Source organism: Pantoea stewartii, assembly GCF_011044475.1.
Lineage (GTDB): Bacteria > Pseudomonadota > Gammaproteobacteria > Enterobacterales > Enterobacteriaceae > Pantoea > Pantoea stewartii.
Genome location: NZ_CP049115.1, coordinates 2,973,046 through 2,986,669 on the forward strand (window position 1 = coordinate 2,973,046; position 13,624 = coordinate 2,986,669).

General features: G+C 48.9%; 12 protein-coding genes. 4 read left to right on the top strand and 8 right to left on the bottom strand.

What is annotated here, in order from left to right:
- Positions 1-37: 37 nt before the first annotated feature.
- Positions 38-1,039, bottom strand: a complete 1,002-nt coding sequence (locus G5574_RS14140) for a glycosyltransferase (protein WP_164482765.1) — start codon at positions 1,037-1,039, stop codon at positions 38-40.
- Between the two features lie 164 nt (positions 1,040-1,203).
- On the opposite strand from G5574_RS14140, the gene G5574_RS14145 reads away from it, so the two are divergent.
- Positions 1,204-2,286 (top strand): glycosyltransferase family 9 protein, encoded by a 1,083-nt coding sequence (locus tag G5574_RS14145; protein ID WP_054632869.1) that lies wholly within the window; start codon positions 1,204-1,206, stop codon positions 2,284-2,286.
- Between the two features lie 102 nt (positions 2,287-2,388).
- Here the strand turns inward: G5574_RS14145 and G5574_RS14150 are convergent, their stop codons facing one another.
- Positions 2,389-3,474, bottom strand: a complete 1,086-nt coding sequence (locus tag G5574_RS14150) for a glycosyltransferase (protein ID WP_033738067.1) — start codon at positions 3,472-3,474, stop codon at positions 2,389-2,391.
- A gap of 320 nt (positions 3,475-3,794) precedes the next feature.
- On the opposite strand from G5574_RS14150, the gene G5574_RS14155 reads away from it, so the two are divergent.
- The gene (locus G5574_RS14155) at positions 3,795-4,766 is read left to right on the top strand and encodes a polysaccharide deacetylase family protein (protein ID WP_054632871.1); all 972 of its coding nucleotides are present in this window, start codon (positions 3,795-3,797) and stop codon (positions 4,764-4,766) included.
- A gap of 22 nt (positions 4,767-4,788) precedes the next feature.
- On the opposite strand, the gene G5574_RS14160 is transcribed toward G5574_RS14155, so the two are convergent.
- The 6 genes from G5574_RS14160 to rfaD are packed head-to-tail and all read right to left on the bottom strand — an operon-like array spanning position 4,789 to position 11,136.
- Positions 4,789-5,757 (bottom strand): glycosyltransferase family 2 protein, encoded by a 969-nt coding sequence (locus G5574_RS14160; RefSeq protein WP_164483238.1) that lies wholly within the window; start codon positions 5,755-5,757, stop codon positions 4,789-4,791.
- Entirely contained in the window at positions 5,754-7,010 is a 1,257-nt protein-coding gene (locus tag G5574_RS14165) for an O-antigen ligase family protein (protein WP_164482766.1), read from the bottom strand. The genes G5574_RS14160 and G5574_RS14165 overlap by 4 nt, the downstream gene beginning before the upstream one ends.
- The gene (locus G5574_RS14170) at positions 7,007-8,176 is read right to left on the bottom strand and encodes a glycosyltransferase (protein WP_054632874.1); all 1,170 of its coding nucleotides are present in this window, start codon (positions 8,174-8,176) and stop codon (positions 7,007-7,009) included. Before G5574_RS14170 ends, G5574_RS14165 begins: the two co-directional genes overlap by 4 nt.
- Positions 8,173-9,141: a lipopolysaccharide heptosyltransferase RfaC gene (gene rfaC / locus G5574_RS14175; RefSeq protein ID WP_054632875.1), complete on the bottom strand. Its 969-nt coding sequence runs from the start codon at positions 9,139-9,141 to the stop codon at positions 8,173-8,175. The genes G5574_RS14170 and rfaC overlap by 4 nt, the downstream gene beginning before the upstream one ends.
- The gene (rfaF, locus tag G5574_RS14180; RefSeq protein WP_164482767.1) at positions 9,129-10,187 is read right to left on the bottom strand and encodes an ADP-heptose--LPS heptosyltransferase RfaF; all 1,059 of its coding nucleotides are present in this window, start codon (positions 10,185-10,187) and stop codon (positions 9,129-9,131) included. Before rfaF ends, rfaC begins: the two co-directional genes overlap by 13 nt.
- Positions 10,188-10,203: 16 nt before the next feature.
- Entirely contained in the window at positions 10,204-11,136 is a 933-nt protein-coding gene (gene rfaD, locus G5574_RS14185; protein ID WP_162286805.1) for an ADP-glyceromanno-heptose 6-epimerase, read from the bottom strand.
- Positions 11,137-11,363: 227 nt separating this feature from the next.
- On the opposite strand from rfaD, the gene G5574_RS14190 reads away from it, so the two are divergent.
- Together G5574_RS14190 and tdh are read left to right on the top strand one after the other, a co-directional pair.
- Positions 11,364-12,560, top strand: coding sequence for a glycine C-acetyltransferase (locus G5574_RS14190; RefSeq protein WP_164482768.1), 1,197 nt, complete (start codon positions 11,364-11,366; stop codon positions 12,558-12,560).
- A gap of 9 nt (positions 12,561-12,569) precedes the next feature.
- Positions 12,570-13,598, top strand: a complete 1,029-nt coding sequence (gene tdh, locus G5574_RS14195; protein ID WP_033738079.1) for an L-threonine 3-dehydrogenase — start codon at positions 12,570-12,572, stop codon at positions 13,596-13,598.
- Positions 13,599-13,624: the final 26 nt, after the last annotated feature.

Sequence of the window (13,624 nt, forward strand, 5' to 3'; positions counted from 1 at the left end):
GGGCAAACCCTTTAGGGGTTAAAGCAAGTGACGGCGCTTATTTCCTGCGCCAGTAATAAATCCGTCCCAGCCACAGCAGCAGGTGATACCACTGCTTAATACCACGTGCATTGCGCAACATACGTTTGTGCGTCCCGGTCGCGAACACATCTGCAATCATCGCCTGACGCGCAGCCTCATCGGGCTCACGTCGAATACTGTGACAAACGCTCAGGGCTTCGTGCGTTACCTGATAATGGAACGTCGGGTATATTTTAACTTTATCGCGGTAGCGCGCATTAATCTCTTCCAGCATTCTGGCAATTTTCAGGTAATGGCGCTGATATTCGACATTGGCCTGTCCGGTGCGCTTGCGGTTACTGATTGAAGCGTCATGCGTATGATAACGGTACAGTTGTCTGTCGGTGTAGCGCACGCGCTGCACATTGAGCATAAGTTCTGTCGTCCACGGAATGTCCTGATGGTGTAGTCCGGGTTCGAACGCCAGTTTTGTTTTTTCAATCAGTTCACGGCGATAAATGCCCAGCCAGACAACATGCTTATAGCGATGTGTTTTCAGCGCCTTGTTAAGCCACTCTGGGCCGCTGAGAACTGTCGTGCCAGAAAGGCGCTCCAGCGGTATTAGCGGTTGAATCGCATTGTCGGCCGGAAAAAACCATTCAGCGTTACATTGCGCTACATCCAGATTATCCGCTTCTGCCATATCTGTCAGCGTCTGGTACATGTCGGGCTTCATGGTGTCATCAGCATCAGGAAAGGTCACGTACTTGCCGCGAGCCACTGCCAGGCCAGCATTGCGCGCACGGGATACGCCACCGTTTGGTTGGTGAATGACCCGAATGTGAGGATAGCGTTGCGCGTAGTTGTCAGCCTGTTTACCGGAGTCATCGGTGGAACCATCATCAACGATGATGATTTCAAGTGATGTGAGCGTCTGCGCCAGTAAAGACTGGATAAAGCTTTCAAAACCGGCACCAGCATTAAACATCGGCGTGATAATGGACAATAAAGGCGAATTCTGTATCACGGCATTATGCATTTTAGTGAAATCTAGGCGGAACTTTGCCCGCATTATTACGAAAGCATTCAGAACTTTTTGTGCATTTAGGGTCAAATAAACGAGTAGCAGAAATTATTTTTTATGCAACTTTTGCGTGCGGGTGATCAAAAGCCCGGCTATGACTGTTTTAACCTGGGCACAGTATGAAAAATATTCTCGTCATCAGGCGCGATAACATCGGGGATATGGTGTGTACCACCCCGCTGCTGGAAGGTATTAAAAAGGTTTTTCCCGAGGCAAAACTGACATTATTGGTTAACAAAGTCGCGCAGGATGTGGTGCTGAATAATCCCCACATTGATTCGCTACATGTCTATAAAAAAGCCAAACACCGTAGTAAAAACGAGAGCGCAATGGGTGTCTACTGGCATCGTTTGAAAATTTTCTGGATGTTGCGTCAGACTCGTTTTGATGCGGTAGTGCTGGCCAATCCGGTGCCCTGCAGGTACAGCCTGCGTCTCGCACGTTTAGCGGGAGCAACAAATATCATTGGCGCGGGCCAGCCTAATCAAGGGTTTACCCGAAGTTTCAGTAGCGCAGATTTTTCTGGAAATCATCAGGTTGAACACACCTACTCTTACCTCTCATCGTTAACCGCTCATTTACCCGACGTTCCCCCCGTAAGAGTTTATCTGACAAAGTCAGAGCGGGAGGAGGCAGAATCGCGTGTACATGCGTTGTTTCCCGTTGAGGGCCAGACTTATGGCGTGCATATCAGCAGTCGCTGTGCAAAGCGCCGCTGGGCAATAGATAATTATGCTGCGTTTATCCATCACCTCTTAAAGGATGAAAAGGCTCGCGTATTACTGTTTTGGTCACCTCAGGGTGCGCTGGGGCCTGAGGATATGGGAGATAACGCGCGTGCTGAAAAGCTCCTACAGTTAGTTAATTCTTCACGAATAGCAGCCTATCCTACAGGGTCAGTGCGTGATCTGATGGCGGGTTTTCATTGCTGTGATCAGATTTTGTGTAGTGACGGCGGTCAAATGCATATCGCAGCGGGTTTGCACAAAAAACAGGTCGTGTTTTTTGGTGATACGGATGCCCTTGGCTGGCATCCGTGGTCAGGTGAATACAAAATTTTGCAGTCACCTTCTGGTGAAAGCAATGATTTCACCCCGGAATACGTTATCCACGCCTGGCGAGAACTCGAGGGGATCTCGCAAAAAGGAGAATACAGGCAGTCAACCTTCTGTGAGTCGCCTGTTTTTTTTCAGACGTCCTGAATAAGACATAGCCCCTCTCGAACATGCCGTTCCTGTCATCTGTTAAGGCGATGACAGAACGGCTAACGAGCAAAAAAATTAAGTAACGGCGAGCGCGAGGGTTCAGGTCTCCGCTAACTGCAGATATTGGTGACAAATCGTGGAAAGACTATAGATGCTTAAGTCCACCTGGTTCAAATCGGGCGGATTAGCGTAGATGTCACGCATTTTTTCAGCCAGCGAGGCGGCATTCATTTCAGAAAGACCGCGTGCTAAATCGCCGGTTAAAATACTTGCAGGTCCACCGGGGCATCGCGTGCTGACCACCGGCGTTCCACAGCTCATGGCTTCAATCAGCACATTGCCAAATCCTTCACTGTCCGAACTCAAAATCAGCATTCGCGCATGCCGTAGCCAGGGATAAGGATTCGACTGAAAGCCTGCAAATTGTACGCGGTCTGAAATACTCAATTGTTGAGCCAGACGATATAACTTTTCTTTTGCCCCTTCGTTGCCTTGACCCAGTAGAACTAAAGGTGCGTGAATCCCACTTTGCGCATAAGCATCCAGCAAACGGTCGTGGCGTTTAGTTTCATGAAAGCGCCCGATATGTAGAAGAAATTCAGTGCCTGCAAGTGGGCACGGTTCTGATGCGCGTTGTCTGATTTCATCAAAATCAAAAGGATTGAAAATCACACCGGTCCGGGAAGGTTTCACGCCAACGCGTGTAATTAGATCATCAAGCGCATACTGAGAAACGGCTATCACCTGGCGATTACGATAGACGTGACGGATTTTCTGACGTTTAAGCCACAACGAAAAGCCGGATTTGCGCGCCAGATAAGAGGCTGAAAAGACGCCGTGGATGCAGTACCAGGTCTTAAGGGCGTTAAGTGCACGCGAAGCGCTTACAATGCGGTCAGTTTTATGAAGATGTGAGAGCACTAAATCAAATTTGCCCTCCCGGGCCTCGCTGAGTCGGACGGCATTGTCCAGCAGAGTGGCACGGCGAGCTGTTTCTGTGAGCTTCCGCCAGGGGCGACGACATGTGTCGCGAATAACCTGATAATCAAGCCCTGCCGGAAGGGCATAATCGCAAACGTCCCGCAGTGAAAAAAGCGATACGCGATGTCCTTCATTGATCATACCCTGAGCCAGCGTCAGCACCACTTTTTCAGCGCCGCCGCCGGGTAACCCATCAATTATCATCAAAATACGCTTGGACAACTTACCACCTCATCAACGCCGACAATTTATGCATGATCTCAACGCTGACATTTCCCGTCATAAAAGGGATACCAAAAAACGGACCGGACTGTTCTGAGGTATCTCACTGAATATCAAGAAAACATCGCCATACTTCTACCGTATTTTTACGATGAAGACATCCTGATTAAACGCATTATTCTAGGATATCACTTAGCGGCTGACCACGGATAAAGATCGCGCTGTGGACAATTATAGTTTTGCTTGCGTCGGTTGCCCTGCGTAACATAGCAGGATGATCTCTACCGCTTGTTGGATAAGTTATGGACAAACCCGCGTTTTTAATCACCCTGGATACTGAAGGCGATAATATCTGGCGCAATCGCAGTGGCAATGTCACTACGCACAATGTTCGGTTTTTGCCACGTTTTCAGTCTCTGTGCGAAAAATACGCGTTCAAACCTACCTGGCTTACCAACTATGAAATGGTTAGCGATCCGGCTTATGTTGAATTCGGGCGTGACCTTCTTTCACGGGGGCAGGGTGAAATCGGTATGCATCTGCACGCCTGGTATAGTCCTCCTGATTATGCGCTGACTGAAGATGACTGGCGTTATAAACCTTACCTGATTGAATATCCTGAAAACATCCTGCGGGATAAAGTCGCCCGTATGACGGATTTGCTTGAGACCGCCTTTGAGACAAAAATGCGCAGTCATCGGGCCGGTCGCTGGGCCTTTAATGAAATATACGCACGCGCACTAATTGAGCATGGTTATCTGGTGGACTGCTCCGTCACACCACGTGTTGACTGGCGCAATTCGTTGGGGGCACCTCAGGGAACGGGCGGTACCGATTACAGTGGTTTCCCTGACCAGGCTTATTATGTCGATATCAACGACATTTCGAAACCTGGCGACTCGACCTTATTAGAATTACCGATGAGCATTCAGTACCGGCATGGCGCATTAAAAAATACGCTAAAAAAAGCCTGGGATAATGTTCGGGGTAAATCAAGAGGAGCAAGGGTAAACTGGTTGAGGCCCGTGGGTGGAAATCTGGCACAAATGAAACAGGTGGTTGAACAAACCCTGGCGCAGGGCAATGATTATGTTGAGTTCATGCTGCATTCGTCTGAATTTATGCCAGACGGGAGCCCGACCTTCAAAAACCACGCTGATATAGACCGTCTGTATGATGATTTGGAACAGCTGTTTAGCTGGCTTCAGGTACGCACTCAGGGCATGACGCTGACTGAATACGCCCTAAAGAAAAAACATTCCCCGGTGTCATGACCGGGGGAACGTTAAAGGCCCGCTATTGGCTTTTGTAGCGAAGCCATGAAAAAAACGTGTCGACTTCCGGGTAGCGCATTTGCATGTATTTTTTTGTTTTGCAACTGCCCTTGCAAAGACGTGCCGCAGACTTGATTGCGTGTTTAGTCTGATTGTCATAATGATAAAAGCCATAAACTTTTTTCGACATGCTTTTGGCTTCATTAAAGCAATTAACGATCATGCCCGCCGCAAGATCGCGCAGTTCATTATTTGACTGCGCCATCTTACACATTTTGTTCATCGCGAACAGCATATCCTGAATATCACTCTTGCGTACATTCCGCGTAATACTGTGGTTGTTATCACGGTAGTAATAGAGTGTGTTCTCAAGATGAGCGATTTTTTGTGTTTTCAGGTATTGAAAGGGAGTGAACATCACGTCCTCGTAACGTCTCCCTACTTCAAAGCGCTCACCTTCCAGCAAAGTGCGTCTGTAAATGCGATTCCACAGGTGCCACATGGATCGGGTAAAGAGTGAATTCAGGCAATTCAACCCCTGACCTGAAAAATCGTACGCGATGCGTTGGGGCAGTTCGTCATCTGTGGCTTCCGGAATACTGTGCTCAAATCGGGCATAATTAAAATCAATCAGGTCATCCACATCGGCTAACAATAGCGGCCGGATAATTGAGAGATAGTTCCTGCTGAGCAAATCATCAGCATCCAGAAAGGTAATGAATTTACCTTTGGCTTCCTGAAGGCCTGCATTGCGGGCAGCAGAAACGCCCTGATTAGTTTGCTGGATAAATTCAACTGAACAGGGTGGATTTGTGCTCAGCAATTCTTTAACACGCAGCGCAGAGTCATCTGTCGAACCATCATCGATAATGATGACCTGGATATCCTCACCTGCCTGAATGAACAGCGACGTCAGGCAAGAATGAATATATTGTTGACTATTATATAGAGGGATGATGATGCTTAATAGCCAGTCCCGGTGTTGACTCATTCCGTTTCCTGTAATCCATCGGATGTTTTTATGAGTAAGATACTCATGATGACAGCCAGGCAATAGATCAATGTGCCTTCAGTACTGAAAAAGATGACGTCGCTCAGACCATAGGTTATGAGCGAAATGGTCACGGCCAACAACGCTGGATTACGATAAGGCAGCAGAGCATTATATAATAAACAGAAATACAGGCCAATCAGCGCCAGCACGCCCAGAATGCCTTTAATCGAAAAGGTTTCCATTACTTCGTTATGCATGTGAACCGTGAGATAAGTAAGCGCGCCATAAAGTGCGGGTTCTTTTGCCACAATGGCTTTTGCTTCCTCCGCTCTTTGCTCAGCGGACTCTCCCCAAATGGCTTCTGAGCCTGTCCGAAATGCCACAGTTTGCATACTTAAGCGCGAAATAATCGAGTTTTCACCTTTTTGCTCATGCTTATGCGCAATATCTTCATTAAATTGTTGAATGCGCAAAGCAATAACGTTATGGAAGATGGCTGCACTTAGCGCAATCATCACAGGGACCAGCGTGAACAGAATGATTTTATGTCGGCGGCTGATGATGTGAGTACTCATCAGCACAATGATCAAGGTCAGGACTGGATAAGCAAGCATCGCGGCCCGCGTTCCGGTCAGCACGATCGAAGCATAGCTAAAGGTAAAGGCAGCAAGGAAAAGCAGGACTCTGTGTCTTGATTTTAAGAGTAAGACCGCTTTAATGAAAACCAGGTTAACCGCCGTAATAATATAGGCGGCAACCGTCGCCCTGTCGAAATTCAGCTCTACACGATGGATATGCATGTCAATGCCCTGGTAAATCGCATAGCCGTTCACAACCAGCCCACAAAGAATGGCAGCAATGATTGTATTTTTTTGCAGGGCTGCTTTTTCATTGAGCGTCACAAGTAAAATAAATGCGGCAGCAATCTGTAGTCGCCCTGTCGACTGGTACTGTCGATAAAGACTAATAAAATCACCGGGCTGTTTATACATTACTGTCCAGATTATGCTGATAATCCCAACAGCAAAAAATGCCCCAGGTAATATTAGGTTGCGTTTGTTAACGAGATAAGTTTTTAGATTGAAAACGACCAATAAAAAAGAGAGATAACTCGTCAGATAAAACGCATTTCTGCCAAGAGAACCACCGAACGGCGAAGTAATAAAGGAAAAGATACACCCTATAAAAATAAGTATTTTTATAGTGCGAGATAAGGCCTCTTTTTTAATAATTAAATGGTCAGTTTTCATTTTTTTCTTATAACGTCCATTAAAGCATCGTTAAATTCTGTCTTAAACAGCGCATAATCAAAATGTTCTGCTGTCCAGTTTTTTGCTGTGTCACTGTATTGCTGATAGGTTTCATGCTGAGATAAAACGTCAACGGCATCGGCGCAATCAATATGAGAAACCAGTTTGGCGTCTTGCATTACATCCCGCACAGGATCGTAAATCTTATAAGGGAAATCCACATGAATTCCTGTTAATTTTTCATGTTCATCAATCGTTACTGAAGGAATCAACCCCAGGCCACATTGTTGATGCCTGACCACTTCAGGTTGTCCATCGATCATCGGGAATATCACGGGGACGCCGAAATAGAGTGCTTCCATACAGGAAAGACCAAAGGGTTCAGTGACAGGTGTGCTGAGATAAATATCAATACGATTGAAAAATGCACCAATGTCATGCTGAAAACCGCTGAAAGTAACGAATTCGCTGATATCTAAACGTTTAGCGAGTGCAACAAAAGCATCATGATCGGGCCCTTTTCCCGCAATTTCCAGTACGACATTCCGGCCGCGCTGGCGTAATTCCTTTAAAGCTAACAGCGCGACGCTAATACCCTTCAGGCTAACCTGACGAGCAGCAGTGCCGAGACGGATCGGGTTATTTAGCGTCCGGATGCCAGAATGGATTCCCTGAGGCACCATGATGCGGTTAATCACTACGTGATGGGGACAGGGCAGATTAAAACGAAGCTGCATCACGCGATTAGAGGCATAAGAAGCAGAAATGACACCATCCAGCATGGCCATAAAGCCCAGCGTTTTTTTATTTTTGGGATATCGCCATGAGCAGCCATGATCGTAATAAACCAGACTTGCCCGCTCAGGTTTTGCGCTTAATCCCGGAATCAAATCCCAGACGACGATTACATCAGCATCGCTCGACTCTACGCGCTTTTGTAGCAAATATTTCCGAAGAAATTGTGGGACTTTTATTTTCAGGTTATTTAACCATCGATTGGCGAAGATGATTTTTTGTTGAGGGATGTGACGGCGAATGTCATCATCGATCTCGTTACTGATGCAAATAACATCGTCACGCCCGTCAGAAAAATCGTTGATGTACTGTAGGAAAAGACGCTCAACGCCACCCATTTTGCCGAGATTAATGATATGAAGTTTCTTCATGCGGTAATCTCAAAAACCATATCTGCCACGTCCTTAGCGCTAATATCTGCCAATTTGCTGCCCTCTGCAGGACGCAAAACATGCTGATTTTGTCCGTAACCACCAATCAAGCCGGGATCGGTCGGACCGTATAACGTTATATTGGGTCTGTCCAGTGCTGCTGCCATATGGCTCAAACCTGTGTCTACTGAGACAACAGCTTTCGCACCTGCCAGCTGCTGAGCAACCGCTTCAAGAGTGAGCCTGGGCAATACCTCTACATGCTCAAAACCCTCAGCCAGCCGGATCGCACGCTGATGCTCATGCTCAGCGCCCCAGGGCAGTTTTACGCGCAAACCTGTCGGCTGGAGCCGTTCAATTAACTCGCGCCAGTGGGATTCCGGCCAGTGCTTGTTATCACGGGTCGTGGCATGCAGGAAGACCAGATAAGCGTTTTCACCCTGTAATGCCACATTGCGGAAATGGCCAGCAATAGCATAGTCTCCCTGCGTTTGCGGCTTCTCATAACCCAGGCTTTTCGCGAACAGTTCCCGGGTCCTCTCTACTGCGTGTTGCTGCTTACTGACCTCGTGCTTTTTGTCGTACCACCAACTGGCAAAGGGTTCACGCGCACTGCGGCTGTCCAGACCGTGCTTGACACCTTTAGCCAGACGCGTCACGAGTGCGGCACTCTTAATCAGCCCCTGAGCATCAATCACCACATCATAGTGGCGAGACTGTAAATCGCGTTTAAATCGAACCCGTTCTTCACGCTGCTCGCTGCCGAACCAGTGCTTACGCCAGCGACGGATTGCAACGGGCAGGACCTTATCAACGGCGGGATGCCATGCAGGAATCTGGGCAAAATTTTCTTCTACCACCCAATCAAAACGAATACCGGGAAGGGCATGCATAGCATCAGTCAGGGCAGGTAACGTATGGAGCACATCCCCCATTGACGAGGTTTTAACAATCAGGACGTGCATGAACTCTCCTGGGCTTCACGCAACAAACTGCGTAATGTTTCATGGACTTGTGAAGGCTGGATGTCAATCAGGCTTTGATGGTAGCCCTGCTCAGCATCCCCTTTACGGACGCGATGGTAACCGCTGATTAAACGGATGATACGCGCCTGATCCGACAGCGGCGGGGTGAAGTCCGGGCTACTGGGACCATATAAAGCCACCAGTGGGCGGTTCAACGCGGCGGCAATGTGCATAAGACCAGAATCATTGCTCACTACCGCCCGGCACTGGGCCAGCAGAATGACAGCCTGTTCCAGCTGGGTTTGACCTGCCAGATTGCGGCAATGCTTACGACTTTTCTCGGGCAGCGACGCGATGATTTCTTCGCCAGTGGGGCCATCTTTTACTGAACCGAACAGCAGGATCTGAAACCCTTCGCGAATTAACTGTTCTGCCAGTGCGGCGTAGTGAAAATGCGGCCAGCGTTTTGCCGGACCAAATTCGGCCCCGGGGCAAAAGCCAATAGCCGGGCGTTCAGAGGAAAGTTGAAACTGCGCAGCCATTACGCTTTTTTCCGCTTCGCTGACCTGTAACTGCGGTTTCAGCAAGGGTTGTGGCAGTTGACGGGCTGAACGGAAAGGCGTGTCATAGGCCAGCGCAACATAACGCTCTACCATTAAAGGAAACGCGGCCTTATCCAGTACCCGCACATCATTCAACAGACCATAGCGCATTTCTCCGCGCCAGCCGACGCGGCGAGGAATACCCGCAAAAAAGGGCACCAATGCCGATTTGAATGAGTTGGGCAACACGTAAGCGCGATCATAACCCTGATCGCGCAGTGATTTACCCAAACGGCGGCGCTCGCCTATCGCCAGCGCACCATGGCCGAGTGGCATGGCCAGCGCCTGATTCACTTCAGGCATTCGGGAAAGTAAAGGACGGCACCATTCAGGTGCCATCACATCAATCACCGCATCAGGATGTTCGGCCTTGAGCGTACGATAGAGACTTTGCGACATCATCATATCGCCGACCCACGACGGGCCGATCACCAGAATTTTCATTACCGGTATCCGTTCCTTAGATGTTGCGGTTTAACCAGGCCATATATTCAGACACGCCCTGTGCCACTGTTTTAAAAGGCTTGTCGTAGCCTGCCTCACGCAGTTTCGTCAGATCAGCCTGGGTATAAGCCTGATAACGGCCTTTCAGTTTTTCCGGGAAAGGAATGTATTCAATTTCACCTTTCTGATGGAAATTAAGCACGGCGTCCGCAACTTCCTGGAACGATTCGGCGCGGCCTGTGCCGCAGTTATAAATCCCGGAAATGCCGTTCTCCCAGCACCACAGATTGACTGACACAACATCATCAACATGAATAAAATCGCGTTTAAAGCTGTCGCTGCCCTCGAACAGTTTTGGATTTTCGTCATTACTGATCTGCGTATTCAGATGGAAGGCAACGCTCGCCATACTGCCTTTGTGGCCTTCGCGCGGTCCGTAAACGTTGAAGTAACGGAAACCACAGACTGGTGACGTTGCTTCTGGCAGAATCTGGCGTACATAGTGGTCAAACAGCATTTTTGAGTAGCCGTAAACGTTTAACGGCTGCTCGTACTGACGCTCTTCGATGAAATTCTCATTGCGTCCACCATAGGTGGCTGCCGAAGAGGCATACAGAAAGGGGATTTCACGCTCAAGGCAAAAGTGCAGCAGGTCTTTTGAGTACTGATAGTTATTATCCATCATGTACTTACCATCCCACTCCGTTGTGGCTGAGCAGGCACCTTCATGGAACACCGCTTCAATCGGACCCAGATCTTCACCCGACATGATGTAGGTTAAGAACTCTTCTTTATCCATGTAATCTGTGATGTCCAGATCGGCAAGATTCACGAACTTGGTGCCATCTTTCAGATTATCTACGACCAGAATATCTGTATGGCCACGATCGTTCAGCGTCTTAACGATATTGCTGCCGATCATACCTGCGCCACCGGTTACGATAATCATATTGCTACCTTTAACGTTTTGTGGTGAAACGGGACGTCTCACGCGTAATGTCACCATCATAACATTTCATCCCGTCACAGACAGCCAGATGACTCCGTAAGGTCAGGACCTAAAATGCCTGTGACGTGAACTGTGCTACATAATTCACATTATTTTGGTCGATTAGGCGTTAAAAGGCGATATGTTCAGTCGTATTTGCCCCTTCCTACCTTTTCAGGAGTGTAATAATGTCAGCGCATTTTTATCAGCATATTCGTCAGCAACTGGCTATCGCCCAGCAAGAAGGGCTGTTCAAAAAAGAACGTATTATCACTTCCGCGCAGCAGGCTGAAATCGACGTTGGGCATCATCACGCTGTCATTAATTTCTGTGCAGATAATTACCTTGGGCTGGCTAACCATCCTGCTTTGATTCAGGCCGCGAAAGAGGGAATGGATTCGCACGGTTTTGGGATGGCATCGGTGCGCTTTATCTGTGGTACGCAGGATAAGCACAAACAACTGGAAAGAAAACTGGCTGATTTTCTGGGTATGGAAGACGCCATACTTTACTCCTCCTGCTTCGATGCGAATGGCGGATTATTTGAAACACTGCTGGGGGCTGAGGATGCCATCATTTCTGACGCACTTAATCACGCGTCGATTATTGATGGTGTGCGTCTGTGTAAAGCACAACGCTACCGTTACGCCAATAATGACATGAACGAGTTACGTGCCCGCCTGCAGGAAGCCAAAGATAACGGCGCAAAGACCATCATGATTGCAACCGATGGCGTCTTCTCTATGGATGGCGTAATTGCCAATCTGAAAGGCATTTGCGATTTGGCAGACGAATACTCTGCCCTGGTCATGGTCGATGATTCCCATGCGGTGGGTTTTGTGGGAAAGGCAGGGCGGGGAACGCATGAGTATTGTGATGTCATGGGGCGGGTAGACATCATCACCGGCACCCTGGGTAAGGCGCTGGGGGGTGCTTCCGGTGGCTATACGGCAGCCAAAACCGAGGTTATAGAATGGCTACGTCAGCGTTCAAGACCTTATCTGTTCTCTAATTCACTGGCACCCGCAATCGTGGCTGCCTCATTGCGCGTTCTGGATCTGTTAAGCGAAGGCGACGGACTGCGTCAGCGCCTCTGGGAAAACGCACGCCTGTTCCGCGAAAAAATGACGGCAGCGGGCTTTACGCTGGCGGGGGCCGATCACGCCATCATTCCGGTCATGCTGGGCGAAGCCAGCGTAGCGCAGGCGTTTGCACATCTGCTTCAGCAGGAGGGGATTTATGTGACCGGATTTTTCTATCCGGTAGTGCCAAAAGGTCAGGCACGTATTCGCACACAAATTTCAGCCGCGCACAGCCAGCAGCAGCTCGATACCGCTGTGGCCGCTTTCACGCGGATTGGTAAGCAACTTGGCGTGATCGCCTGAGGACAGACCATGAAAGCACTTGCGAAACTGAAAAAAGAGCAGGGTATCTGGATGGTTAACGATGCGCCCATGCCGGAGCCTGGCCACAACGATTTGCTGATCAAAATCCGCAAAACCGCGATCTGCGGCACCGATGTACATATTTACAACTGGGACGACTGGTCCCGTAAAACGATCCCCGTGCCCATGATTGTTGGCCATGAATATGTAGGCGAAGTGGTGGCTGTGGGGCAGGAAGTGAAAGGGTTTCAGATTGGCGATCGCGTTTCGGGTGAAGGTCACATTACCTGCGGGCACTGCCGTAACTGCCGGGCAGGGCGGACACATTTATGCCGCAATACGCAAGGTGTAGGTGTCAACCGGCAGGGATGCTTTGCTGAATATCTGGTGATCCCTGCCTTTAATGCCTTCAAAATTCCTGACAATATTTCAGACGAACTGGCGTCGATTTTTGACCCGTTTGGCAACGCAGTTCATACCGCTTTGTCCTTCGATCTGGTGGGAGAAGACGTTCTGATCTCTGGGGCAGGGCCGATTGGAATCATGGCGGCGGCGGTATGTCGTCATGTGGGTGCACGAAATGTCGTCATCACAGACATTAATGATTATCGCCTTGAACTGGCCCGTAAAATGGGCGTGACCTGTGCGGTCAACGTGGCGAAACATGACTTGCGTGAGGTCATGCATACGCTCGATATGCGAGAGGGCTTTGACGTGGGCTTAGAAATGTCGGGCGCACCGCCTGCTTTTCGGACCCTGCTTGACGTCATGAATCACGGCGGTCGTATTGCCTTACTGGGCATTCCGCCCGGTGAAATGGCCATCGACTGGAATCAGGTGATTTTTAAAGGGCTGTTTATTAAAGGCATTTACGGGCGGGAGATGTTTGAAACCTGGTACAAGATGGCCGCACTGATACAGTCAGGTCTGGATCTCACCCCGATCATTACACATCGCTACGATATAGATGACTTTCAGCGAGGTTTTGATGATATGCGGTCGGGGCAATCAGGAAAGGTGATTCTGAGCTGGACGTAATGTTGCCCTTTGTTTTTTTAACGTTG